Source organism: Telluria sp. Soil_C_11 (genome assembly GCF_057657395.1).
The window spans coordinates 480,277-500,574 of the sequence record NZ_JBDGIN010000001.1 but is presented as its reverse complement, the minus strand read 5'-3'; the positions used below and the strand labels follow the sequence as shown (position 1 = coordinate 500,574).

Below are 20,298 nucleotides of genomic sequence, written 5' to 3'. Positions count from 1 at the left end.
CTTTTCGCTGCGCGCAAGCTTGCGGACAGTCGAGCAAGCTGGGCAGAGACGTCGTTTCAAGCCCTGCCCAGAATCCACGGTTGTGTTATTGGTCGCCCTTCTTGTTGCGATTCCACCGGGATTTGATGCCGCGGCATATTGCCGAGGTCGCCGATCGGATCAAGCGAATCAAGAAGACAAATGGCGCAAAGAATTCGCGGAAGTCTTGGATTGCTACTTTCTTTATGTGATCAATGATTTCTTTCATATTGAGTCCTAAATATTTTTTGAAAATGCAGGGCCTTTGATCAGGAGGCTCTTCTGTTTGCGCGGAGTCGGCTTCGATGAGCGCACCGCGAAATATTCCCGTTGCCTCCTGTGTCCAATGGTTAGCGGCGGGAGTGGTTGCCGGTAACGCAGGCCGCATTGCGGATACCTGCTACCACTCCTTCAGAACGAATAATTGCCGCTACCCGGTTTACCTCGAGTCTGAAATCGAGGAGGAAAAGCGTGATTGCGTGGTGACGCGAGTGAAAGGAAAACATGATCTCTTCCAGCGTTTTTTTGGGGCTGACCAACTGGTGAATGCGCTGGTTGATTTTCCACCACAGTACCCGGCCGTCTCCTCTGCCGTTAAGACTCGCCTTCACGGAGCGCGGGTCGTGCTCTGCCCAGTTGGTGGTGAAAATGGTTTCATTCGAGATCATCGTGGCCCTCATTGGATTGCGCCTTTGCTGTGTTGTTGAATAACGTCCGGTTACTACAAGATCGATCTTAAATGCAGATCTTCGCGGCGCAAGTCGAGGTCGATTCCGCTTGTCCTGATATGAATTAGGGCAATTTGACGAAGACGAAATCAAAGGGAAATAGAAGACCAAGAAAGCCGTTGCTTAACCGAAGGAACGCGGCACAGCTGTCTTTAATTTCTATTTATGTTTACCGTCGATATCGTCTATCTTGTAGTTCGGTAGAATTCCAGACATTCGAGTTGGCGCCGCATTTCGCTACCGTCGGGTAGACCCGAGGGACTGGATTGAACGGCAGATGCAAGCTCCGGAGCTGGGTATGCCGGCCCTCATTGTCTCTGCGGGCCGGCCAAACATGGTCGGAGGCGCCTACAGAAGACGGGTACCGGTTCGGTGCGGGCAGCGAGTTAGATTTGAAGTTGCAGCGGGTTGCTCACTCGCAACCACGGGACACTAGTACCCCGTGCCTTGGAGCAGTCATAACTTCGCCCGCAGCTTGGGAAACGGGAGGGGAGGCCAGTTAAGATGGTCTGTCAGCGTATCTTGCCGCCCAACGTTCGTCTAAATCTTCGGCTTGGCGCTACATGCTACGGCTGTCATTCCAGTTTTTGTAAGCGTCCAGGAGGCCGTCGAACCCCAAGCAGCGGCCGTCCAGCTTGCTGACCGATAGCGGTGCACTTTGCTCGGGTGAAGCACCTACAGCCCACGGATCGGTCCAAGTCTATTCCGTTTCCCGAGCGCATCGTGCGCCGAGTGCAGTGCATACGGGGCGACATGTTCGCCGGCGGCGGCACGCACCAGTATCTTCTCAGCCCAGCTTAGATTGGCCCGGTACTGATCGAAGCAGCGCAGCAGGCCTGCTGCAGTCAGCGCGCGCAGTTGCACCCCGGCTTCCTCGCGGGTAGTGGTCGTCCCGCCTGGGGCCGGCAGCGCGGCGCGCGGCGGCGGTACCGATTCCCATTCGCCGCGCGCCAAGTGACGCCTGAAGGCCGCTGCCCAGCGCTCGCGCACCGCGCCCCAGGTCTGCCCCATCAGGTCGGCGCGCATCTCGCTCGCGGCCCAGTACACCGCAGGGTGCGACCACAGCCCGATCTCGCCCTTACCGCGCGCTTCCAGCCCGGCCAGTGCCTCTTGGTAGGCTGTGACTGGATCCAGTGCGGGCTGGCAGAACTCAAGGAATTCGCCCCAAGTCGGGGGAAACTTCAGGCGCTCGCACTCGGCCAGTCCGCGTCGCACTTGGCCGGTGGTCAGGCGGTTGGCGCGGATGCGCTCGGACCAAGTGCGCTTCATGTTCGCGATCCCAGTGTCGATCCCGTCTACCGTGATGCCGCTGCGGTAGGCGTCGAGGAAGCGGTTGCCGTATCGGCCGTGTAGTTCGCCAAACAGCCAATCGATGCCGTCGTGGTCAGTTGATATCGATAATGTGCTTACGTTCATAGGTCGCTCCAAGTCCGATTGATTTTGCTGCCGCGGCACGGCCCGCCTCGCGTCCGTGGCGTGGCGAGGCGCGCGCCGACGGGGCAAGTACCCCGCTCACTTGCAGGTCCTCCCCGGTGGCCTTCCAGCGCTTGATGATTGCGAGGACGTAGTCAGGCGAGATGCGCGCGGTCGGTCCCTTGGTGCGCCGCGCTTCCTTGCATGCAGCCTGGATCGTTGCTGGGGTTACGCCTTGCTCGGCCAGCGCAATCAGGAGCGGATGCGCTGGCTGCGCCATCACGCCTTCGGCGCACATCGCCTTCGACAAGTCGGCGGCGGTAATCGCGCTCGCCTGCGCGTCGCCCGCGCTATCTTGCTGATCCTGATCCTGATCCTGTTCCTGATTCGGCTTAGGCTTGGGCGAAGCCTTTGGGCTAGCCTTCACAACTTTCGCCAGCACCTCGTCCAGTGCGGCAACGAACGGCTCTCCCATCTCGGCCAGCACCTCGCGCATCCTGGCCAGCGCCTTTACTTTCAGCGCACATTCCGGCAGCAGATCAAGCTCCGCACCCCATGAGCGCACTACGTTCGGCGACTGCGGAAGGTTGTGCTTGAGCGCGTTTGGCAGCCACATCAGACGCGCGCCGAAGTCCGCCTCGGCCATGCTACGGCTGCTCAGTTCTTCGAACGCATCCGTGAGCTCGTCCAGCGACCAACCCAATTCCTCAGCCATAGCGGCGCGTCCGGCGCGGAACAGGCCGGGAACGGGGCCAGTGTGCGGTCCGGTGAGCAGATAGAACCACAGCCCTTGACCGGACGGCAGCAGGGGCGACAGCTCACGAAAATTCTGATCGGCCCAGATACGGACCTCAATTTTGCGGTAGCGACTCATGGCGTTTTAGTAGACCGTTCCCGGCTTCGAAATCAGGCGCAGCAGCCACAAATTTCTCGCTTTCCGGCGTGTGTTGATCGACTGTAGGATCTGCGATGTCATCGCACGGCCTGATGTCCGGGACCAGCCTAGACGTAGGGCTATAACCTGCTTTTCCTCGTTATGTAATTCCGCGTATCTTTCTTCCAGCCATGCCATGGTTAGCGCTTCTCCTCAAGGACGAGTTCGAACTGATTCGAGGTCATTTGCTGCTCTTGTAACCGTTGAAGGATCTGACGTACACGGCGAGGCGTGACTCGCAGAAGGCGCGCAAGCTCCGAGCTCGATTTACCGCTTACAAACTGCGCGATCGACAAGATTTTGGCTACGCCGGGCTCGTTCGGGGCGAATGCGTGAATCGCTTCGTTGTCGTCGTCAGCGGGAGCAGTCAGACTCTCGATGAGCTGGCGCGTGCCGTTCTCAAGAATATCTTGACCGTCGATCGAAATAGCGGCGGTGTGAGCGCCAAATTGCCGGCGCAGCCTTTTGTCGAGATGGCCGAGTAGGAATTGCGGGAGGATTCCCTTGGATGGGTCAAACTCTGCGCCTTTCTCGAGGCAGATGAGGCTGAGCTCCTGCCCAACGTCCTCGCGGGAAAGGCCATATTTTGCAGCTTTAGCGTTGATCTGAGCAGCGTGTGCCCGCGGGAACGTGACCGCAAGCTGGCGTAATTCGTCTGGGGTAAGGGACATATCTTCCTCGTCGACTATGTGCGTCCAGGCTCGAAACGGGACTACAGGTATGTGCGACAAGAAGAGGCAAACTCATCTTCAGCCCGGTCGCACTGCGGGTAATTTGTTGTGCGTTCGAGCAGATAACCAAGCCGTGGAGCCGATCACGGGCGATTACGCTAGGCGCAGGAAAATTTGAAGGAAGAGTTTTCGCGGCAGACGAGTTGCCGAGGATGGCGACGATGAGGGCCTACTCGCAGTGGGCGAGTGGCTCAAGGGATTATTGCGATGACGCGCGGACGAAGCCAATGGAAGGCCCGAGGCGGTCGAGTGGACGATTGTTGCGAAGGCCAGGTGTCTGGCGAAGAGGGCATTGCCGCTGAGCGACGCGAGCATGATAACACATAAACTTTCTGATGCACAATTCATCTTACTGTAGAGCACTTTGGCAGCGGCTAGCGCTCTCAAGCAGGCGCTGGCAAACTGATACCCTCGGTGTCTTGGATGCTTGTTCCAAAGGGAGAAATCGTATGGCGAGATTAGGCTTTGATCGCGAAAGCGGGTTAGTGTACGAGGGCAGGGGAGCTCCAACCCATCCCGTATGGCCTACGCCAGCGCTAACGCAAGCCACGTTAATCACAACACCTGCCGATCTTGCCAAGATACCAAACAGTTTCGAGAGCAACCCGTTTGCATGGATGTTTGTCGAAACTTCATTTGATCCAGTGAGCCGCATTCGTCGAGGTCGTATCTTTCAAAACTTCGGCAATGTGAGCTGGGAGAGAGTACTGGTCGAGCCACATCCAGCGCTCTTCTCGGACACGAAGAAAGCAGCGGAGCAAGGCGGGCGTGTTTCCAAGGAACTCTCTGTCTACATCGAGTGTACTGATTTGTTGAGGCAGCCCGACAAGGGACAAGGGCTTCAGCTAGCCCTCGGTCATAGTGATGCGTCTTCGCTTTGGCGAATTCTGCAAACGGAACGGCTTGCGGCGAGTGATGTAATGATCACCTTGCGCGCAGAATCAGCGTATAACATCCTGCCAGAAATCGACAAATCCAAAATCCATCCTGATAGCGTTTCAGGCGTGAAATCCGCCGTGAACAGGGTGTTAGACGCAGCCTACCGTGAGTTACCTACCTCGGTTGTCGACCAGTGCCGTAATGCAGCCACGGTCTTGGTGTCGCGGTGGATGCAAGTCCAAACTGGCAGCTCAGTGCCAGTGGAGCAGGATCTTGGCGCCTGGATCAAGACGGTCAGGTCTCATTTCGGAGAAGGGGAAATGGTTGCCCTTCGCTCAGCGCTGGAGACCATAAACCGGCTGCATCCGCGAGGCAAGGACAACGAAGCCAGTCGCTATCAACTTCGATCGGTTACGGAGTCAGACGCGGAATTCGCCGTGCAGGCACTTGGGTTCGTTATTCGCGAGATCAGGTGGGCCGTATAACATTTGAGACAGCTCTGGCGCTGTATTAAGGGGCCAATCTGGCTGGACCCAGATGTGGCCTGGGGTTGTCCGTCGCGTTCAGGACAGTCTCAGTGAGAACAACCAGATGGCTGCGCTCAACGATGTGGTTGCCGCGATGCATTGAAGGTTGTTGACATGTAATTTTTTCTGCTCTACCATTTAGGCTCGCTCTGCGGAACTTACTCAAGCCTTCACTTTGCTAAAGTGAAGCACCCCCTGCAAATCGCCTACCAGTGTCGGTGGCCTACAAGTCTCGCCTTCTGGCGTAACGCTTTTCTTTTCGGCCTCGTTGGCCTACCGGTTTCCGCTCTCAGCAAGCGCGATGACGGATCGGCTAAATCAAACTCATCGCGACGGCTTGCCCTACAAGGCAATAGTTCAAGCTCGTCGTCGTTTCCAAGTCATCGAAGACAAAAGTACTGATCGGTAGCACCGACGCTATCGGCTAGGACAGACGGTGGAGCGACCGCCAACATCATATCCCTACCCAAAAAAAGAAATTAATCCGTGCTAGCGCCACGGATGACCTGCCTTTCGGCAGGAAGCGCTACGCCGGACAGCGAGAAAGTTCAGGCTTGGCGGCTGGGAGCCGGGTCGTCGGTGCCAAAGGCGCCTCGGTATCGTCGTAATGCCAAATGAGGGCGGCGATACGAAATCGATGTTTTGATGTTGGGGGCCCTCATCCCGGCACTTTTTGGGTATGTATTCGTGCGACATCGTTCTGACCTTTGGGGGTGGAACGGTCGCTGGACGTTGAATTCCGGGAGCGATAAATGAATCAGCAACAGACGGGCGCTGCACAACATGAGCATGAAGGGTATTCCTCTCACTGGGCAGGTTTTACGTCGCTTGAGCTCGAGCGCCGAACCCATGTTGATACCGCATGCGCGGCCTATCATCTGGGGCGAAAACCGCAGACGCTGCGGGTATGGGCATCTTCCGAAACCGGGCCTCTGCGACCGGTTCGTGTCAACGGTCGACTGGCTTGGCCGGTAGCGGATATCCGTCGCGTTCTCCGAGCTTGAAGTCGCAATTTGGGCGGGCGGCAGTGTTAGCCGAGGTTCGAGCACATGAGCCCGCCGACTTCGCTTCTGCTGGACGCATGGATACGTGCATCTGCCCCAGGTACTCGAGCTTGTACATAGATGCCACTAACGGTACGAGTCCCTTGCGCACAGCCAACTTGCCCTAGCTCATGCAGGGTCAGAATGAGGGGAACCCCAACCTCGTGGAGAGCAGGCATGGCATCTGATGTCTATTTGCAAATTGATGGCGTTAACGGCGAATCGAACGACGACAAGCACAAGGGGTGGATCGAGGTAGAGGCCGTCGATTGGGGTGTCATCCAGCCGACCGCTGGCACCATGTCAACCGCTGGCGGCCACACGATCGGGCGCGCTGTCTTCGATGCGCTTCGGATTACGAAGGCGGTCGATCTCGCTTCTCCAAAGCTGATGGAACTGGCGGCCCAGGGCAAGACAATCCCGAAAGCCAAGCTCGAATTCTTCCGTGCGGACGGCTCCGGCCCACTCAAGTATTACGAGGTCACGCTGGAAAACGTGCTGGTGTCCAGCAATAGAAAATCCTACGGTGGGTCTGGCTTGGTGGCCGATCAGTTCACGCTGCACTTCGCCAAGATTACTGAGAAGTACACCCAGCAGAAGATCGGCGGCGGTGCCGGTGGGAACACGTCCGGCGGGTGGGACTTGGCAGCGAATAAGACCGCGACCTGATCGCGGCCCCACAGTGTCTCTTTGCCCACCCCAAAGTAACCCTCTGATAGGAAGAGATGACCTGATGCTCCATTTGGACAGCCAAGGCTACGTTCTCAATGCACGTGTACAGCGGACACCACGCCCGCTGATCGAGCACGGACCTTTACAGCGGATTAGTGGAATCATCGTTCACCAGACTGGCGGTGCGTCTGGCGCCTCAAGCTTGAGTAGCTACACGATGCAAAACGCGAACGGCGCCCATTTTTTGATCGACAAGGATGGAACGATCTATCAGACCGCGTCGTTGTTTCGTCAGACCTGGCATGTGGGTAAACTTCGTGCGCGGTGTCTCGCTGAGCACCGTTGTAGCCCGACCGAGCTTCAGACGCTGAGACACTTCAGTCCAAGGATAGAACACCGGATAGAAATGGCGAAGCACGTGCCTCAGCGTTATCCCTCGAACGAGGACAGCGTCGGGATTGAGATTGTTGGTGCTGTGGTAGCCGGCAGAGGCCAGAGCCCGGCTGAGCAGGGAGTTTATGAAACGGTGAATGCTCAGCAAAACGCGTCGCTTCACTGGTTAGTTTCTGAGCTCACCTCGACTTTCGGAATATCAATGACTGAGATATTCCGGCACCCGGTCGTTTCCCGAAAGAATCCCACTGAAGCTGAAAGCGCACTATGGTAATTGCCTCACTCATCTTTGCCGTGACAGCAAGCGCGTCCGTAGCTACGGACGATGGTTCAGGTACCGAACCGAAAATGCGCCAGACACATCTTCCGCCGATCAGCACAGTTACTGTCCGGAACAGCGGCGCGACGTCCCCAGCTGCAGGTGAACGGGTGGAGCAGTGCGCAGATTTTAAGCTCAGCTATCAGGAAATTCGTGAGTACATCGGCAAAGCGGCCGAAGTCGCCGAGCACGATTACTTTCATATGGTCGACTGGTCGCCCTGCTATGCGAGCGGGGAGGTAACGTTCAAAAACGGCGTCACGGGTATCTGGGCAATCCAGCAGTATCGCGCCGGCTCGCTTAAGCTGAGCAACGGGCGAACCTTATATCTGTATTGTCCGCAGTGCCAAGCTAAAGCCTTCCCGGCTGCGGATGAATAATCAGGCCACTGCTGGCTCGTGCGGCAGCGCGTATGACACGAAAGCCTACTAGGAAACCATCGCGCGGCCTGGACCGCAAGCGATCACCTGCCCACAGGAATGCCGAGCCACGGACGAGCCGGCCCACCTAGCACCGACGCAGCTGCCTCGATACCGCTCAGGTGCGGTGCTGCCAGCTCATACAGGCGTCGGCCAGTAGCAGCACCATTGAGGCCGCATTGTGCGATCCGTGTGGCGTCAACGTGATCACACTTCCAAACCGTACAAGTCCGACGAACCTACGGCTTCACGTCTTCTACCGGCGCCTCGCCAGGCAATACGATCGTCGGCATCGGCTTATGAGTTTGTGCAAAATGCTCCTTGAAGCCGTGGTTGCAATAGTGATGCGTCAGTTGAACGTTATCTTCACCATTGTGGCCGCCATCGCTACGACGCTTGGTATGGTCGTTACTTGCATGGATTAGGACAAGACGTGCTTTACAGATAGCGCAGCGCTGGGCATTTTTCAAGCTCGCCTTGATCCGCGCGGCACTACGCGTCTCCTTCCACTGATCTTTTGTCGCATCGTTGTTCGACGTCTCGTTCCCGAGCTTCGAGATCGCGGCCAGAATCTGCTCCTCGGTCTGGTCGTTTTCAAGGCCATCAAGAATGGACCTGAGCAACTTCTGGATCGGATCCAAGCTCCGCTTCCAGCCACCGTAGCGGCTCAGAATTTGCTGGCCAGGCGCGTTCTTACCGATCAGAATTTCTTCGAGCTGCGCCCTGTACTGGGTAAATTTGATCAGCTCCTTTTTCTCGATCAGCTCCTGAACGAAAGCGACCACGCCCAGGAACATACTGGGACGATGGTTACCAGTCGTTCCCCAAAAGTAGACGGCAGGGTGAAGGCTTAACGAGGCCGGGTCGTTGCCTGCAACATGCTTGACCACGCTCCAGACCTTTTTGAGAGCATCCAGTGTCTTGCTGCCGTCGGTGTCAGGCGTCATGTTGACGGAACCCGATTTGGTCCCGGTAATCACGTTCACCAATTCAACAGCGAGACGAAGGCCATTGGCGGTTTGCGCCATGCCAGCAGGCTGGAGCTCAGGATCCTTGTGCGGCTGAGCATCTTCGGGCTCGAATATCGCGTCATAAATGTTTCGTGCGATGCCTTCGATTTTTGCGATATTGTCAGGTGTAAAATCGCCCCAGTACGCGTGTCCACGCCCTGCACTGACCAATGCTCGGGCCGCCACGATGGTCGGCGCTTTGCGCTCGACGATCATGTATTTTTCCGTCGGATCGATGCCGACAGAACGCTGGTTGATGTCCAGGAAGGACTGCAGTGCAACCTGTGCGTCACCCACCACCCACTGGGTTTCAATCGGTTCGGCGATATTGGAGCTCCAGCTTAATTGGTCGGGCGTGCGCACCGCAAGCTGCGTCAATTTCTGCAGCTCTGCGTATTCTAGGCCGGCCTTCTTGACTTCCTCGCGGCACTTCTTTGCCGTGGCCAGTTGGGCCTTCGGGATTTCATTCTTGAAGAAGGTCTGAGAGATTTTCCCATCACCATAGTCGTCATTCACCCAGGCGATGAACACGCTTAAGCGATGCGCTCCGTCGATCACGAAGGTGGATCCATCAGCGGACCATAAAATAACGGCCGGGATAAGATGGCCGTTGCGGAAGCTTTGGATGAGAGAAACGACATTGTCGACGTCCCAATCGTTAGTCTCACGCTGAAATAGCGGCTTGCGCAGTAGCCCATAGAAGTGTTTTCCCAGTGCAAGTTCGGTGATCTGAATCACGCTCTTGCTGACCTTGGGCTTTTTTCCCTCCACGTCATCACGTGGTATCAGCGCATCGAGGTTAACTGTTTGCTTGGCCGCCATGTAATTCCTATTTCACTTCAGAAAAAGTTATTGTAGCAGTTTTCGATAGCGATTTATTAACAATGCGGCCTGTGATGTGAACGAGTCCGCGTAGAATTCCTCCTCTGGCAGCCGGCAGTGCGAACTGAAATCGCGCTTGGCGGCATCGATCATAGCGGGCGCGCCGCAGGCATAGACCTGGTAGCCTGACATGTCAGGATGTCCCCCATGGCGGCATGGTGAACGAAGCCGGTGCGGCCGGTCTAGCCATCTTCCGGCATGCGTTCGAGATCACCGGCACGTAGGTCGTACGGATAACCACTGCATTGAGCGTTTGAGTCAGTAAGTAACCTTGAACGTGGGGCTGTCCTCGGGCCGACTTTGGCGTCGGTCGTAGACGCGCGTGGTCGCGATGTTCGCATGGCCCAGCCACTCTTGGACTTTGGCGATGTCAGCGCCATTGTCGAGTGCGTTGGTGGCAGCCGTCGCGCGCAGCGCGTGCGGGCCAAAGCCAGCGACGTTGATGTGCAGCGCCTTGGCGTAGGAGGTCAGCATCTTGTAGACGCCATCAGGCGTGATTGAGGCAGTGCGGGAACGTGCATTATTGCTGGTCGGGCGGAATAGTGCGCCGGTTGCGTCATTGCCATGACCCGCGGCCTCGAGGTATGCCGCGATTGCCCCAGCCGCACCCGGGTGCAGCGGCACGTAACGAATCTTGGAGCCCTTGCCGCGTATCTGCAGGTGCTTGACGCCGCGGCGCTCCTGGATGTCGGTCACGCGCAATGCGCACAGCTCGGCGCGGCGCAAGCCGTGGTACAGCAGGGTAGCCAGGATCGCGCGATCGCGCTGGCCGCGCAGGGTCGAGGCATCAGCTGCATTCAACAGCGCACGCGCTTGGTGGTCACCGATCGCCGGCGTCTTGCCTTCTGCGCTGTCCATCCTCGGGCGTTTCACTCCCTCGACCGGATTCCCGGTCACCGCATTGGATTCACACAGGTAGTCGAATAGCGACGACAGCGCGGCCAGCTTGCGGCGGATCGTCGCACCGCTCAGGGCGCGCCGCTCGAGGTCGCGGCGCCAAGCCAGAACATGGCCGCGGCTCACGCTCCGGAATTGTGCCGGATCCTCGATGCCGGTAAAGGCCATGAACTCACGCAGGTCGCTCTCATACGCACGGCGCGTGCGTGGGTTGTCGATGTTGACGAACCAGGCGACCGCCGGCGGTACTTCGGCCAACTGCTGGAACTGTACGGGTGTGAGGCTACCCGATAGGGCGGGCTGGGACGCGGTCAGGGGGAGCTTCGATGTCAACTAAACACCTTGATCAAAAATTCAACATGCCGTTCGGGCGAGCAGGAGTTGCGCCGTCGGGTAGATGACGGCAAGGCGGTGGTCCAGAAGAGGGCGAGAGGGTGCACATTCAGGTATAGCCGCCTTGCGAGCGCTGCTTGGTTTTGTTCGTTGGGACACTCTACTTCTGGAATCGGACGCACCACATTATGTCGCCACGAATCGGGCCTGCAACCGCAGGTTTTCCTCATCGCTGTCGTGGTCAGCCGCTCGGCGTTCAAGCAGCCCGGCTTCGCCCGTTTCGAGATCGGCTGTACTAGCGATAACGCTTTTTATCAATAGTAGAAAATTGCGATCATAAGTGTGCTTCGAAAAAATTTCGGTTTGATAACAATAGCCCTATACACTGAGAATGCCGATCGTCAGTTAACGGCCAATAGCCGACAATGACGACACTGGAAATCCCCGCCTGTGAGCGTCGGCTCAGGGCGGGACAGCGTCATCCAGCTACCTGCGCCACTGACTCAGCCTTGTCCAGCCGGCCGCGCCGCACGAACAGACTGACCAGCCGTTGACGGATCGCCACCTGGAGTTCCGCCAGTTGTTCCGGCGTGATGCGAATTTCACCCGCTCGACGAGCGCAACACCGGCGCCGCCTACGCCAAGAACCGGCGAATCGAACTCAAACTCACGAACCGCTGAGCGCCGCGTCACCGCGCTGCTGCGCCAGCCAGTCGCGCGGGGCGCAGCCCATGCGCACGCGGAAGGCGCGCGCCAGAGCGTTCGGGCTGCCGTAGCCGACGCGGTCGGCCACCACCGCCACCGGCCGCCCCTGCTTGAGCAGGGTGCAACTGACGTTCATCCGCCAGTCGGCCAGATAGTCGCCCGGCGTGACGCCCACCGCGTCCTTGAACGCGGCGGCGAAGCGCGCGCGTGACATGCCCGCCTTCGCCGCCAGCGCCTCGAGCGACCACGCGGTCTGCGGCGCATCGTGCATGGCGGTTATGGCGCGCGCGAGTTTCGGGTCGGCCAGGCCCGCCAGCAGTCCGGTGGCGCCAAGCCGCCCATCCATCAGATAACGCAGCAACTGGATCAGTAGCAACTCGCACAAGCGGTCGATGGCGGCCTGCCGACCGCACTGGTCGCGCTCGGCTTCGGCAAACAGCAACTCTAGCGTCGGCCCGAGGCCGGGCAAGTCCGCCAACGGAATCAGCAGCATCGACGGCAAGGCCATGGCCAACGGATTGCCCGTCGAAGCGCCCAGGTCGACCTCCGCACACAACAGCTCAGCGGTATCGCCGGGGGCGGCGACAAAACGATGCGACGCCACGCGCGGATAAAACAGCAGGCTCGGCTCGGTAACCAGCAGATCTTCATGCACGGGCGAACGCGCCGTAATCGGGCCGCGCCGCACCAGATGGATATAGCCATGCGGCGCCGCGTAATGATGCTGCTCACAGAAGGCGCCGCTGTGAAAAACGCGCGCCGAAAGCGAGTAGTGCCGGAGCAAGCCGGCCAGTCGATCCGCCATTCCACTCTCCATATAAGACGATAGGTTACGTATTTGATACTTTACGTGCCATATCGTACCAAACAAAGGGCGATCATGCCCACGTGCTCTTGCACCTCACCCACTACGGAGATAGACATGACCCAAATCGCCCCCCTGACCATCGACACCGCTGACGCCGCTACCGCTGCCACACTCAAGGCCGTCAAAGCCAAGCTTGGCATGGTGCCGAACCTGTTCGCCACGCTGGCCCACGCGCCGGCGGCGCTCAATGGCTACCTCGGCTTGTCCGAAACGCTGGGCACCGGCCGCCTGAATGCCTCCCAGCGCGAGATCGTTGCGCTCGCTGCCGCTCAAGCCAATCGCTGCCAGTATTGCCTGAGCGCACACACCCTGATCGGCAAAGGTGCCGGACTGTCGGCAGAGGCCATCGCCGCGGCCCGCACCGGCCAGGCGGCCAACGCACTTGACGATGCAATCGCCGGCTTTGCCCGCGCGCTGGTCGAGCAACGCGGCGTGGTGTCGGCCGACGCCATGGCCAACTACCGCCGCGCGGGGCTCGACGACGGCCTGATACTGGAAGTGATCGCCAACGTCGCGCTGAACACGCTCACCAACTACACCAACCACATCGCCGACCCCACGGTGGATTTCCCCGTGGTCGCCGTCTGATCTCCATAGGCATATAAGGAGAACACGATGAAAATCGCACTCACCGGCGCTCTGCTCGCCAGCGCCCTCGTCCTGCCACTGGCCGTCACGGCCGGCGACTTTTCGCCCTATGTGGACAGCCAGGGCGGCATCAGCCGCCCCACAGACTTCCGCACAAACTTCGTCCACCTGGGCTCATATGCGGTGTTGGACGAAAAATCCGCCTCTCGCGGCTTGCACGATGTGTACACCGAAAAGGCCTCGGCCGCATATCGCGCCGGGCCATGCGCCGAAAGAGAATCTAATGCGCGCTCAACGCAATTTCTCCGGCCAATTGATTGTAGGCGATGACCTAATGCAAATCGGCGTTGGGCGGAAGCGCTCCAAACGAAAGAGCGGCTAACCCGCCGCACGATAGGCGGCCCCGTCGGGACGGGATCGATAGCCGCCAAGATCCGTCCATGAGGGGTGGCAGCCCTGCCATCCCTCTGACCCTCTGAAAACACCGCCCAATCCGGGTGGCAGCCCAGAATGAAAGTTGCCCTATGAAACGGACGCTTATTGCAGCCGCAATCGCTACTGCCTGCTCGTACACCCATGCACAATCGTCCGTCACTCTCTATGGCGTGGCAGATGCGGGCGTGGAGTTTCTGAACCATGTCCCCAATGCAGCCGGCCAAGCCAATAGTCTGGTACGCATGACCTCCGGGAACACTGCCGGCAGTCGCTGGGGCCTGCGCGGAGTGGAGGATCTCGGGAACGGACTGAAAGGCGTATTCGTGCTGGAGGGCGGCATGGCTCTGGATTCTGGCATGGCCGTGCAAGGCGGACGGCTGTTCGGTCGAAAAGCATATGTTGGTATAGACAGCAGCCGATTTGGACAGATTACGCTCGGCCGCCATCACAACCTGCTCTTCGATCTGATCATCTCATTCGACCCGATGCTGTTCGCTCCAAAGTATTCGTCGTTCAATCACGACGCCTGGCTGGCGGGGCGAACCGATAACTCAGCGAAATACACCGGTACGTTCGGCGGGTTGACGGTTGCGGCACTCTACAGTTTCGGTGTCGATTCAAGCGTGGCCAATGGTTCCGAGGTTCCGGGAAACAGTCGAGTTGGACGGGATATGAGCGCTGGGTTCACGTATCAGGCCGGCAAATTCCGCGTCGGCGGTGCCTACGACCAACTCAACGGCAGTTCTGCCGTTACGGATGGTAAGACCGAGCGTCGCTATGTGGGAGCGGTGGCTCTCGATATAAATCCTGTTAGCGTGTATGTGGGTTATCGCCGGTTAGTAAGTCAACTCGTGACATCGATGCCACGAACGGACCTTCTTTGGGCAGGTGTGAACTGGAATCTGGCGCCATCCTTTGCATTAACAGGTGCAGCCTATAAGACCAATGACCGGACCTCGGCAAAAGACCCTGTCTCCTTTGTGCTGTCAGCCGACTATCGCTTTTCCAAGCGCACTGACGCCTACATCACGGCCTCCTATACAAAGAACAATGGCGGCTCAGCACTTGGCGCTAACGGCTACGACGGCTCAGTATTGCCCGGGAATAACCAGTTCGGTACAGTAATCGGGCTGCGCCATAGTTTTTGACCTGCAGTACTCCCTCTCGCAAGTCCGCGCTGTGCCATGAGCAAGTGCAATCGCATGGAAGGAATACGAACCAGGCAAGCATATCAGGGCTGAGACTTGGTCGAGCCATGTTCACCGGTTGTCCACTTTGACCGATGAAGGAACGTTCATCTCGTCAGTTGAATGGCCTCTTTTTTGGGCGAAGCCGACGTCTGACCGTCCGAGTGGCGCGACGGCCGAATGGCCCATCCTGGCCGTTCGGCGCCCTCCAACCACCCGCGTCACACGATACGTTGCGCCGCACAAGACGAATTCAACCACGAAATACGGATACCCAGATCTTCTTGCTGGCTGCGAGCCAACGTCTGCGATAGGACAAAAGTCTTAACGGGCAATATTTTCCGAATTCTGAAGCCGCCCCCGGCCGAGCACTACCGCAAGACCGGCAAGTTCTTGGACGGCGCCACGCTGGTGAAAGAGATCCGCAAGCTCGAAACCAGCGCCATGACCACTGGCAACCCTGTGGTCTGGGGTTCCGATGCGGCCGTGTGGTTCGTGATGGTCAAGGACGCCAAAGGCCGTTTCGCCAGCAACCCCTTGTGGGGCGACGGCTGGGGCTGGGCGCTGTTCAAGGCCGACGCCCCCGCCAAGAATGTCGCCGTCAGCTACGAAGCCGACTGCATGGGCTGCCATGTGCCGGCGGCCAAGACCGACCGCGTATTCATCCAGGGCTATCCGACACTGACCCAGCACTGACTTGCTGCCGGGTTACGCTTCGCGCAGGATGGCACCTCCGTCCTGCGCGAGCCACCCTTTCCGGAAGCGCGCCATGCCGACACTCGACGCCTTTCTGACCGACGTCCGCGCCTGCACGCGCTGCGCACCGCATCTGCCACACGGCGTGCAGCCGGTCTTCCAGTTTCACCCGAGTGCGCCCATCCTCATCGCCGGCCAAGCACCGGGGGCCCGGGTCCATGCCTCAGGCGTGCCCTTCGACGACGCCAGCGGCGCGCGTCTGCGCGCCTGGCTGGGCGTGGACCGCGACACCTTCTACGACCCTACCCGCATCGCCATTCTGCCCATGGGCTTCTGTTATCCGGGCACCGGCAAAAGCGGTGACCTGCCGCTACGCCCGGAGTGCGCCCCCCGCCTGGCGCGAAGCCTTCATGCAGCGTTTCGAGCGCCTGTCGCTGGTCATCGTGCTGGGCAGCTACGCCATGGACTACCACCTCGGTACTGGCAAGACGCCGCTCACCCGGGTGGTCGAAGCCTGGCGCGAGCACTGGCCGCAAGCGTTCCCCCTGCCTCACCCTAGCCCGCGCAACAATCGCTGGCTGGTGCGCAACCCCTGGTTCCAACAAGACGTGCTGCCCGCGCTGCAAGCACGCGTCCAGGCAGTCCTCACCGCCAACCCCAAGGAAACCCCATGACCGACGACACCGCCGCCATTACCGAGCTGCTGCACAAGTACTACGACACCCTGGCCTGGGCGAACGGAGACAGGCACCGGCTTTGGAGCGATGAACGACGGCTTCAGGTGCGGTAGCTGACGCCTGGGACCTCAATCACCGTATGACCGGGTTGTCACTTTCAGAAGGCGACAGCACGAAATATCAAAAGTCGACCGCACGGTCTTTTCTGACGTTGGAGTCGCCTCAGAAAACGGAAAATAAAGCACGCTAAGGCGTAGTTCCCTCGGGCTACACCGCGTCCGCACTGCGCGGTTCTTTCTTCCCTTGCAGTGACGCAATCAGCGGGCAGGAAACGTTCCCCTTCCGCGCATGGCAGGCGCACACCAAATCAGACAGCACGGCCTCCATGCGCGCCAGGTCAGCCATCCTCTCGCGCACGTCCTTGAGCTTGTGCTCGGCCAGGCTGCTGGCTTCCTCGCAATGGGTGCCATCCTCCAGCCGCAGCAGCTCGGCGATCTCATCCAGGCTGAAGCCCAACCGCTGGGCTGATTTCACGAAGCGCACCCGCGTTACATCCGTCTCGCCATAGCGGCGAATGCTGCCGTAAGGCTTGTCCGGTTCCGGGAGCAAGCCCTTGCGCTGATAGAACCGGATGGTCTCCACATTGACCCCGGCCGTCCTGGCGAAAACGCCAATGGTCAGGTTCTCCAAATTGTTTTCCATATCGCTTGACTCCGTACATAACTACGGAAGTAAGCTTAAGCTATCCAATTCAGATTCGAAAGGACAAACGTATGTCTGAACCTCAAAACGGGCGCGGCGCGCTCTTCACTGGCGGGCTGGCCGCCATCCTCGCCTCGGCTTGCTGCCTCGGGCCGCTGGTTCTGATCGCCTTGGGGTTCAGCGGCGCTTGGATCGGCAACTTGACGGTGTTGGAACCCTATCGCCCCATCTTTATCGGCGTGGCGCTGGTGGCGTTGTTCTTCGCCTGGCGGCGCATCTACCGGCCGTCAGCCGCCTGCAAACCGGGTGAGGTTTGCGCGATTCCCCAAGTGCGAGCTACTTACAAGCTCATTTTCTGGGGCGTGGCCGTGCTGGTTTTGGTCGCGCTCGGATTTCCCTACGTCGTGCCATTTTTCTATTGATCACAGGAGTTCACCATGAAAAAGCTGCTTTCCGCCCTTGCCCTCGCTGCCGTTGTTGCCCCCGTGTGGGCCGCCACCCAGACCGTTACGCTGTCCGTACCGGGCATGACCTGCTCGGCCTGTCCGATCACTGTCAAGAAGGCGATTTCCAAGGTCGATGGCGTCAGTAAAGTTGACGTGACCTTCGAGACGCGCGAAGCGGTGGTCACCTTCGATGATGCCAAGACCAGCGTGCAGAAACTGACCAAGGCTACCGAGGATGCGGGCTACCCATCATCAGTCAAGAACTGATCATGAAAGACCCGAAGACACTGCTGCGGGTCAGCATCATTGGCACAACCCTCGTGGCGCTGTGTTGCTTCACCCCTGTTCTGGTCATTTTGCTCGGTGTGGTCGGCTTGTCCGCGCTGACCGGCTATCTGGACTATGTGCTGCTGCCTGCGCTGGCGATTTTCATCGGCTTGACCATCTACGCCATCCAACGAAAACGCCAAGCCGATGCCTGCTGCACACCGAAATTCAATGGAGTAAAAAAATGACCGAAATCACCGTGAATGGCATGACCTGCACATCCTGCGCCACCCATGTCAAAGATGCTTTGGAAAAGATTCCCGGCGTGAATGCCGCTGTGGTGTCCTATCCAGAAAGCCGCGCGCAAGTCATGGCAGACACCGCCGTGAGCCACAACCAACTGCTGGCCGCCATCGCCGCATTGGGTTATCAAGGCTCGATCCGGGTTGGTGATTTCAAAGATGAACCAAAAATCCGTGATGCACTTGAGGGCGCCGGTTTGCATATCGCCATCATTGGCAGCGGCGGGGCCGCGATGGCGGCGGCGCTGAAGGCCGTCGAGCAAGGCGCGACGGTCACGCTGATCGAACGCGGCACCATCGGCGGCACCTGCGTCAATATCGGCTGTGTGCCGTCCAAGATCATGATCCGCGCTGCCCATATTGCCCATCTGCGCCGGGAAAGTCCGTTCGACGGCGGTATTGCGGCAACTGTGCCTGCGATTGACCGCAGCAAACTGCTGGCCCAGCAGCAGGCCCGTGTCGATGAACTGCGGCACGCCAAATACGAAGGCATCCTGGACGGCAATCCAGCCATCACCGTTTTGCACGGTGAAGCGCGTTTCAAGGACGACCAGAGCCTGGTCGTCCGTTTGAACGAGGGTGGCGAGCGCGAGGTAACGTTCGACCGCTGCCTGGTCGCCACCGGTGCCAGTCCGGCCGTGCCGCCGATTCCGGGCCTGAAAGAGTCACCCTACTGGACTTCCACCGAAGCGCTTGTCAGCGACACCATTCCCGCACGCCTGGCCGTGATCGGTTCGTCGGTGGTGGCGTTGGAACTGGCGCAAGCCTTTGCCCGGCTCGGCAGCCAGGTCACGATCCTGGCACGCAGCACCTTGTTCTTCCGGGAAGACCCGGCCATCGGCGAGGCCGTGACAGCCGCTTTCCGCGCCGAGGGCATCGAGGTGCTGGAGCACACGCAAGCCAGCCAGGTCGCCCATGTGAACGGCGAATTCGTGCTGACCACCGGACACGGTGAATTGCGCGCTGACAAGTTGCTGGTTGCCACCGGTCGGGCACCGAATACGCGCAGCCTCGCGCTGGACGCGGCGGGGGTCACTGTCAATGCGCAAGGGGCCATCGTTATCGACCAAGGCATGCGCACGAGCAACCCGAACATCTACGCGGCCGGCGACTGCACCGACCAGCCGCAGTTCGTCTACGTGGCAGCGGCCGCCGGCACCCGTGCCGCGATCAACATGACCGGCGGCGACGCAGCCCTCAATCTGACCGCGATGCCGGCAGTGGTGTTCACCGACCCGCAAGTCGCCACCGTGGGCTACAGCGAGGCGGAAGCGCACCACGATGGCATCGAGACCGACAGTCGCACGCTGACACTCGACAACGTTCCGCGAGCGCTTGCCAACTTCGACACACGCGGCTTCATCAAGCTGGTCATCGAGGAAGGTAGCGGACGGCTCATCGGCGTGCAGGCGGTGGCCCCGGAAGCGGGCGAACTGATCCAGACGGCGGTGCTCGCCATCCGCAACCGCATGACGGTGCAGGAACTGGCCGACCAGTTGTTCCCCTACCTGACAATGGTCGAGGGGTTGAAGCTTGCGGCGCAGACCTTCAACAAGGACGTGAAGCAGCTTTCCTGCTGCGCTGGATAAAAAAAGGAGGTTTTCAATGAGCGCCTACACCGTGTCCCGGCTGGCCCTTGATGCCGGGGTGAGCGTGCATATCGTGCGCGACTACCTGCTGCGCGGATTGCTGCGTCCGGTGGCGTGCACCCCGGGCGGCTATGGCCTGTTCGATGATGCCGCCTTGCAACGGCTGTGCTTCGTGCGGGCGGCCTTCGAGGCGGGCATCGGCCTGGACGCGCTGGCGCGGCTGTGCCGGGCGCTGGATGCTGCGGACGGCGATGAAGCGGCCGCGCAGCTTGCCGTTCTGCGCCAGTTCGTCGAGCGTCGGCGCGAAGCGTTGGCCGATCTGGAGGTGCAGTTGGCCACCATGCCGACCGAGCCGGCACAGCACGCGGAGAGTCTGCCATGAACAGCCCCGAGCGCTTGCCGTCCGAGACGCACAAACCGATCACCGGCTACCTGTGGGGCGCGCTGGCCGTGCTCACCTGTCCCTGCCATTTGCCGATTCTCGCCATTGTGCTGGCCGGCACGACGGCCGGCGCGTTCATCGGAGAGTACTGGGGTATCGCAGCCCTCACGCTGACCGGTTTGTTCGTCCTGTCTGTGACACGACTGCTGCGGGCCTTCAAAGATCGATCATGAGCGCTTCCCATTGAGACAAACCA

23 protein-coding genes and 2 pseudogenes are annotated in these 20,298 nt (G+C 59.4%); 15 read left to right on the top strand and 10 right to left on the bottom strand.

Annotated elements, in window-relative coordinates:
* Positions 1 to 85: 85 nt before the first annotated feature.
* From AC3A6M_RS02150 to AC3A6M_RS02130, 5 genes are all read right to left on the bottom strand, one after another.
* Positions 86 to 247 carry a hypothetical protein gene (locus tag AC3A6M_RS02150; protein ID WP_487851090.1) on the bottom strand — a complete coding sequence of 54 codons (162 nt, stop codon included), beginning with the start codon at positions 245 to 247 and terminating at the stop codon, positions 86 to 88.
* Between the two features lie 121 nt (positions 248 to 368).
* Positions 369 to 686, bottom strand: a complete 318-nt coding sequence (locus tag AC3A6M_RS02145; RefSeq protein WP_487851089.1) for a hypothetical protein — start codon at positions 684 to 686, stop codon at positions 369 to 371.
* A 735-nt stretch (positions 687 to 1,421) separates the two neighbouring features.
* Positions 1,422 to 2,162: a hypothetical protein gene (locus AC3A6M_RS02140; RefSeq protein ID WP_487851088.1), complete on the bottom strand. Its 741-nt coding sequence runs from the start codon at positions 2,160 to 2,162 to the stop codon at positions 1,422 to 1,424.
* Entirely contained in the window at positions 2,131 to 3,033 is a 903-nt protein-coding gene (locus AC3A6M_RS02135) for a hypothetical protein (protein WP_487851087.1), read from the bottom strand. Before AC3A6M_RS02135 ends, AC3A6M_RS02140 begins: the two co-directional genes overlap by 32 nt.
* A 200-nt stretch (positions 3,034 to 3,233) precedes the next feature.
* Positions 3,234 to 3,764, bottom strand: a complete 531-nt coding sequence (locus AC3A6M_RS02130; RefSeq protein ID WP_487851086.1) for a hypothetical protein — start codon at positions 3,762 to 3,764, stop codon at positions 3,234 to 3,236.
* Positions 3,765 to 4,273: 509 nt separating this feature from the next.
* Between AC3A6M_RS02130 and AC3A6M_RS02125 the strand changes: the two genes are divergently transcribed.
* The 4 genes from AC3A6M_RS02125 to AC3A6M_RS02110 all read left to right on the top strand — a co-directional run bounded on the left by AC3A6M_RS02125 (position 4,274) and on the right by AC3A6M_RS02110 (position 8,037).
* Positions 4,274 to 5,188, top strand: a complete 915-nt coding sequence (locus AC3A6M_RS02125) for a hypothetical protein (protein WP_487851085.1) — start codon at positions 4,274 to 4,276, stop codon at positions 5,186 to 5,188.
* A 1,262-nt stretch (positions 5,189 to 6,450) separates the two neighbouring features.
* Positions 6,451 to 6,942 (top strand): Hcp family type VI secretion system effector, encoded by a 492-nt coding sequence (locus AC3A6M_RS02120; RefSeq protein ID WP_091666398.1) that lies wholly within the window; start codon positions 6,451 to 6,453, stop codon positions 6,940 to 6,942.
* A gap of 64 nt (positions 6,943 to 7,006) precedes the next feature.
* Positions 7,007 to 7,612 carry a peptidoglycan recognition protein family protein gene (locus tag AC3A6M_RS02115; protein WP_487851084.1) on the top strand — a complete coding sequence of 202 codons (606 nt, stop codon included), beginning with the start codon at positions 7,007 to 7,009 and terminating at the stop codon, positions 7,610 to 7,612.
* A 74-nt stretch (positions 7,613 to 7,686) separates the two neighbouring features.
* Positions 7,687 to 8,037: a hypothetical protein gene (locus tag AC3A6M_RS02110; protein ID WP_487851083.1), complete on the top strand. Its 351-nt coding sequence runs from the start codon at positions 7,687 to 7,689 to the stop codon at positions 8,035 to 8,037.
* Between the two features lie 278 nt (positions 8,038 to 8,315).
* Here AC3A6M_RS02110 and AC3A6M_RS02105 read toward each other — a convergent pair whose 3' ends face one another.
* The 4 genes and pseudogenes from AC3A6M_RS02105 to AC3A6M_RS02090 all read right to left on the bottom strand — a co-directional run bounded on the left by AC3A6M_RS02105 (position 8,316) and on the right by AC3A6M_RS02090 (position 12,708).
* On the bottom strand, positions 8,316 to 9,908 hold the full coding sequence (locus tag AC3A6M_RS02105) for an HNH endonuclease family protein (protein WP_487851082.1): 1,593 nt from the start codon (positions 9,906 to 9,908) through the stop codon (positions 8,316 to 8,318).
* Positions 9,909 to 9,935: 27 nt separating this feature from the next.
* Positions 9,936 to 10,191: pseudogene (locus tag AC3A6M_RS02100) on the bottom strand (CDP-6-deoxy-delta-3,4-glucoseen reductase); the annotation flags it as partial.
* 35 nt (positions 10,192 to 10,226) lie between these two features.
* A complete protein-coding gene (locus tag AC3A6M_RS02095) occupies positions 10,227 to 11,198 on the bottom strand; it encodes a tyrosine-type recombinase/integrase (protein WP_487851081.1) in 972 nt (323 codons plus the stop codon).
* A gap of 667 nt (positions 11,199 to 11,865) precedes the next feature.
* Complete coding sequence (locus AC3A6M_RS02090; protein ID WP_094313412.1) at positions 11,866 to 12,708, bottom strand: helix-turn-helix transcriptional regulator; 843 nt, start codon at positions 12,706 to 12,708, stop codon at positions 11,866 to 11,868.
* Between the two features lie 117 nt (positions 12,709 to 12,825).
* Here AC3A6M_RS02090 and AC3A6M_RS02085 point away from each other — a divergent pair, with 117 nt between their 5' ends.
* The 5 genes and pseudogenes from AC3A6M_RS02085 to AC3A6M_RS02065 all read left to right on the top strand — a co-directional run bounded on the left by AC3A6M_RS02085 (position 12,826) and on the right by AC3A6M_RS02065 (position 16,351).
* On the top strand, positions 12,826 to 13,359 hold the full coding sequence (locus AC3A6M_RS02085; RefSeq protein WP_003830783.1) for a carboxymuconolactone decarboxylase family protein: 534 nt from the start codon (positions 12,826 to 12,828) through the stop codon (positions 13,357 to 13,359).
* A 27-nt stretch (positions 13,360 to 13,386) separates the two neighbouring features.
* A complete protein-coding gene (locus tag AC3A6M_RS02080; RefSeq protein ID WP_371771093.1) occupies positions 13,387 to 13,689 on the top strand; it encodes a hypothetical protein in 303 nt (100 codons plus the stop codon).
* A gap of 194 nt (positions 13,690 to 13,883) precedes the next feature.
* Positions 13,884 to 14,942: a porin gene (locus tag AC3A6M_RS02075; RefSeq protein ID WP_080982279.1), complete on the top strand. Its 1,059-nt coding sequence runs from the start codon at positions 13,884 to 13,886 to the stop codon at positions 14,940 to 14,942.
* A 219-nt stretch (positions 14,943 to 15,161) separates the two neighbouring features.
* Positions 15,162 to 15,677, top strand: coding sequence for a cytochrome P460 family protein (locus AC3A6M_RS02070; protein ID WP_371771094.1), 516 nt, complete (start codon positions 15,162 to 15,164; stop codon positions 15,675 to 15,677).
* 28 nt (positions 15,678 to 15,705) lie between these two features.
* A pseudogene (locus AC3A6M_RS02065) lies at positions 15,706 to 16,351 on the top strand (uracil-DNA glycosylase family protein).
* Positions 16,352 to 16,621: 270 nt separating this feature from the next.
* Here AC3A6M_RS02065 and merR read toward each other — a convergent pair.
* Positions 16,622 to 17,056: a mercury resistance transcriptional regulator MerR gene (gene merR, locus AC3A6M_RS02060; RefSeq protein WP_000429838.1), complete on the bottom strand. Its 435-nt coding sequence runs from the start codon at positions 17,054 to 17,056 to the stop codon at positions 16,622 to 16,624.
* Positions 17,057 to 17,127: 71 nt separating this feature from the next.
* On the opposite strand from merR, the gene merT reads away from it, so the two are divergent.
* The 6 genes from merT to merE are packed head-to-tail and all read left to right on the top strand — an operon-like array spanning position 17,128 to position 20,275.
* Positions 17,128 to 17,478: a mercuric ion transporter MerT gene (gene merT, locus AC3A6M_RS02055; protein ID WP_001294667.1), complete on the top strand. Its 351-nt coding sequence runs from the start codon at positions 17,128 to 17,130 to the stop codon at positions 17,476 to 17,478.
* A 15-nt stretch (positions 17,479 to 17,493) separates the two neighbouring features.
* Complete coding sequence (gene merP, locus AC3A6M_RS02050) at positions 17,494 to 17,769, top strand: mercury resistance system periplasmic binding protein MerP (RefSeq protein ID WP_000735441.1); 276 nt, start codon at positions 17,494 to 17,496, stop codon at positions 17,767 to 17,769.
* A 2-nt stretch (positions 17,770 to 17,771) separates the two neighbouring features.
* Complete coding sequence (gene merF / locus AC3A6M_RS02045) at positions 17,772 to 18,017, top strand: mercury resistance system transport protein MerF (protein ID WP_000654684.1); 246 nt, start codon at positions 17,772 to 17,774, stop codon at positions 18,015 to 18,017.
* On the top strand, positions 18,014 to 19,660 hold the full coding sequence (gene merA / locus AC3A6M_RS02040; protein ID WP_000136268.1) for a mercury(II) reductase: 1,647 nt from the start codon (positions 18,014 to 18,016) through the stop codon (positions 19,658 to 19,660). The genes merF and merA overlap by 4 nt, the downstream gene beginning before the upstream one ends.
* Before the next feature lie 16 nt (positions 19,661 to 19,676).
* On the top strand, positions 19,677 to 20,042 hold the full coding sequence (gene merD / locus AC3A6M_RS02035) for a mercury resistance co-regulator MerD (protein ID WP_003465059.1): 366 nt from the start codon (positions 19,677 to 19,679) through the stop codon (positions 20,040 to 20,042).
* A complete protein-coding gene (gene merE, locus AC3A6M_RS02030; protein WP_001087809.1) occupies positions 20,039 to 20,275 on the top strand; it encodes a broad-spectrum mercury transporter MerE in 237 nt (78 codons plus the stop codon). Before merD ends, merE begins: the two co-directional genes overlap by 4 nt.
* Positions 20,276 to 20,298 lie beyond the last annotated feature (23 nt).

Excerpts from the sequence above, each read along its gene's own strand:
- AC3A6M_RS02105 (WP_487851082.1), bottom strand. The coding sequence starts at position 9,908 with ATGGCGGCCAAGCAAACAGTTAACCTCGATGCGCTGATACCACGTGAT.
- merA (WP_000136268.1), top strand. The coding sequence starts at position 18,014 with ATGACCGAAATCACCGTGAATGGCATGACCTGCACATCCTGCGCCACC.
- AC3A6M_RS02085 (WP_003830783.1), top strand. The coding sequence starts at position 12,826 with ATGACCCAAATCGCCCCCCTGACCATCGACACCGCTGACGCCGCTACC.
- AC3A6M_RS02070 (WP_371771094.1), top strand. The coding sequence starts at position 15,162 with ATGGCCCATCCTGGCCGTTCGGCGCCCTCCAACCACCCGCGTCACACG.
- AC3A6M_RS02125 (WP_487851085.1), top strand. The coding sequence starts at position 4,274 with ATGGCGAGATTAGGCTTTGATCGCGAAAGCGGGTTAGTGTACGAGGGC.
- merR (WP_000429838.1), bottom strand. The coding sequence starts at position 17,056 with ATGGAAAACAATTTGGAGAACCTGACCATTGGCGTTTTCGCCAGGACG.
- merD (WP_003465059.1), top strand. The coding sequence starts at position 19,677 with ATGAGCGCCTACACCGTGTCCCGGCTGGCCCTTGATGCCGGGGTGAGC.
- merP (WP_000735441.1), top strand. The coding sequence starts at position 17,494 with ATGAAAAAGCTGCTTTCCGCCCTTGCCCTCGCTGCCGTTGTTGCCCCC.
- AC3A6M_RS02150 (WP_487851090.1), bottom strand. The coding sequence starts at position 247 with ATGAAAGAAATCATTGATCACATAAAGAAAGTAGCAATCCAAGACTTC.
- merE (WP_001087809.1), top strand. The coding sequence starts at position 20,039 with ATGAACAGCCCCGAGCGCTTGCCGTCCGAGACGCACAAACCGATCACC.
- AC3A6M_RS02130 (WP_487851086.1), bottom strand. The coding sequence starts at position 3,764 with ATGTCCCTTACCCCAGACGAATTACGCCAGCTTGCGGTCACGTTCCCG.
- AC3A6M_RS02090 (WP_094313412.1), bottom strand. The coding sequence starts at position 12,708 with ATGGCGGATCGACTGGCCGGCTTGCTCCGGCACTACTCGCTTTCGGCG.
- AC3A6M_RS02135 (WP_487851087.1), bottom strand. The coding sequence starts at position 3,033 with ATGAGTCGCTACCGCAAAATTGAGGTCCGTATCTGGGCCGATCAGAAT.
- AC3A6M_RS02120 (WP_091666398.1), top strand. The coding sequence starts at position 6,451 with ATGGCATCTGATGTCTATTTGCAAATTGATGGCGTTAACGGCGAATCG.
- AC3A6M_RS02145 (WP_487851089.1), bottom strand. The coding sequence starts at position 686 with ATGATCTCGAATGAAACCATTTTCACCACCAACTGGGCAGAGCACGAC.
- AC3A6M_RS02115 (WP_487851084.1), top strand. The coding sequence starts at position 7,007 with ATGCTCCATTTGGACAGCCAAGGCTACGTTCTCAATGCACGTGTACAG.
- AC3A6M_RS02075 (WP_080982279.1), top strand. The coding sequence starts at position 13,884 with ATGAAACGGACGCTTATTGCAGCCGCAATCGCTACTGCCTGCTCGTAC.
- merF (WP_000654684.1), top strand. The coding sequence starts at position 17,772 with ATGAAAGACCCGAAGACACTGCTGCGGGTCAGCATCATTGGCACAACC.
- AC3A6M_RS02110 (WP_487851083.1), top strand. The coding sequence starts at position 7,687 with ATGCGCCAGACACATCTTCCGCCGATCAGCACAGTTACTGTCCGGAAC.
- AC3A6M_RS02140 (WP_487851088.1), bottom strand. The coding sequence starts at position 2,162 with ATGAACGTAAGCACATTATCGATATCAACTGACCACGACGGCATCGAT.
- AC3A6M_RS02080 (WP_371771093.1), top strand. The coding sequence starts at position 13,387 with ATGAAAATCGCACTCACCGGCGCTCTGCTCGCCAGCGCCCTCGTCCTG.
- merT (WP_001294667.1), top strand. The coding sequence starts at position 17,128 with ATGTCTGAACCTCAAAACGGGCGCGGCGCGCTCTTCACTGGCGGGCTG.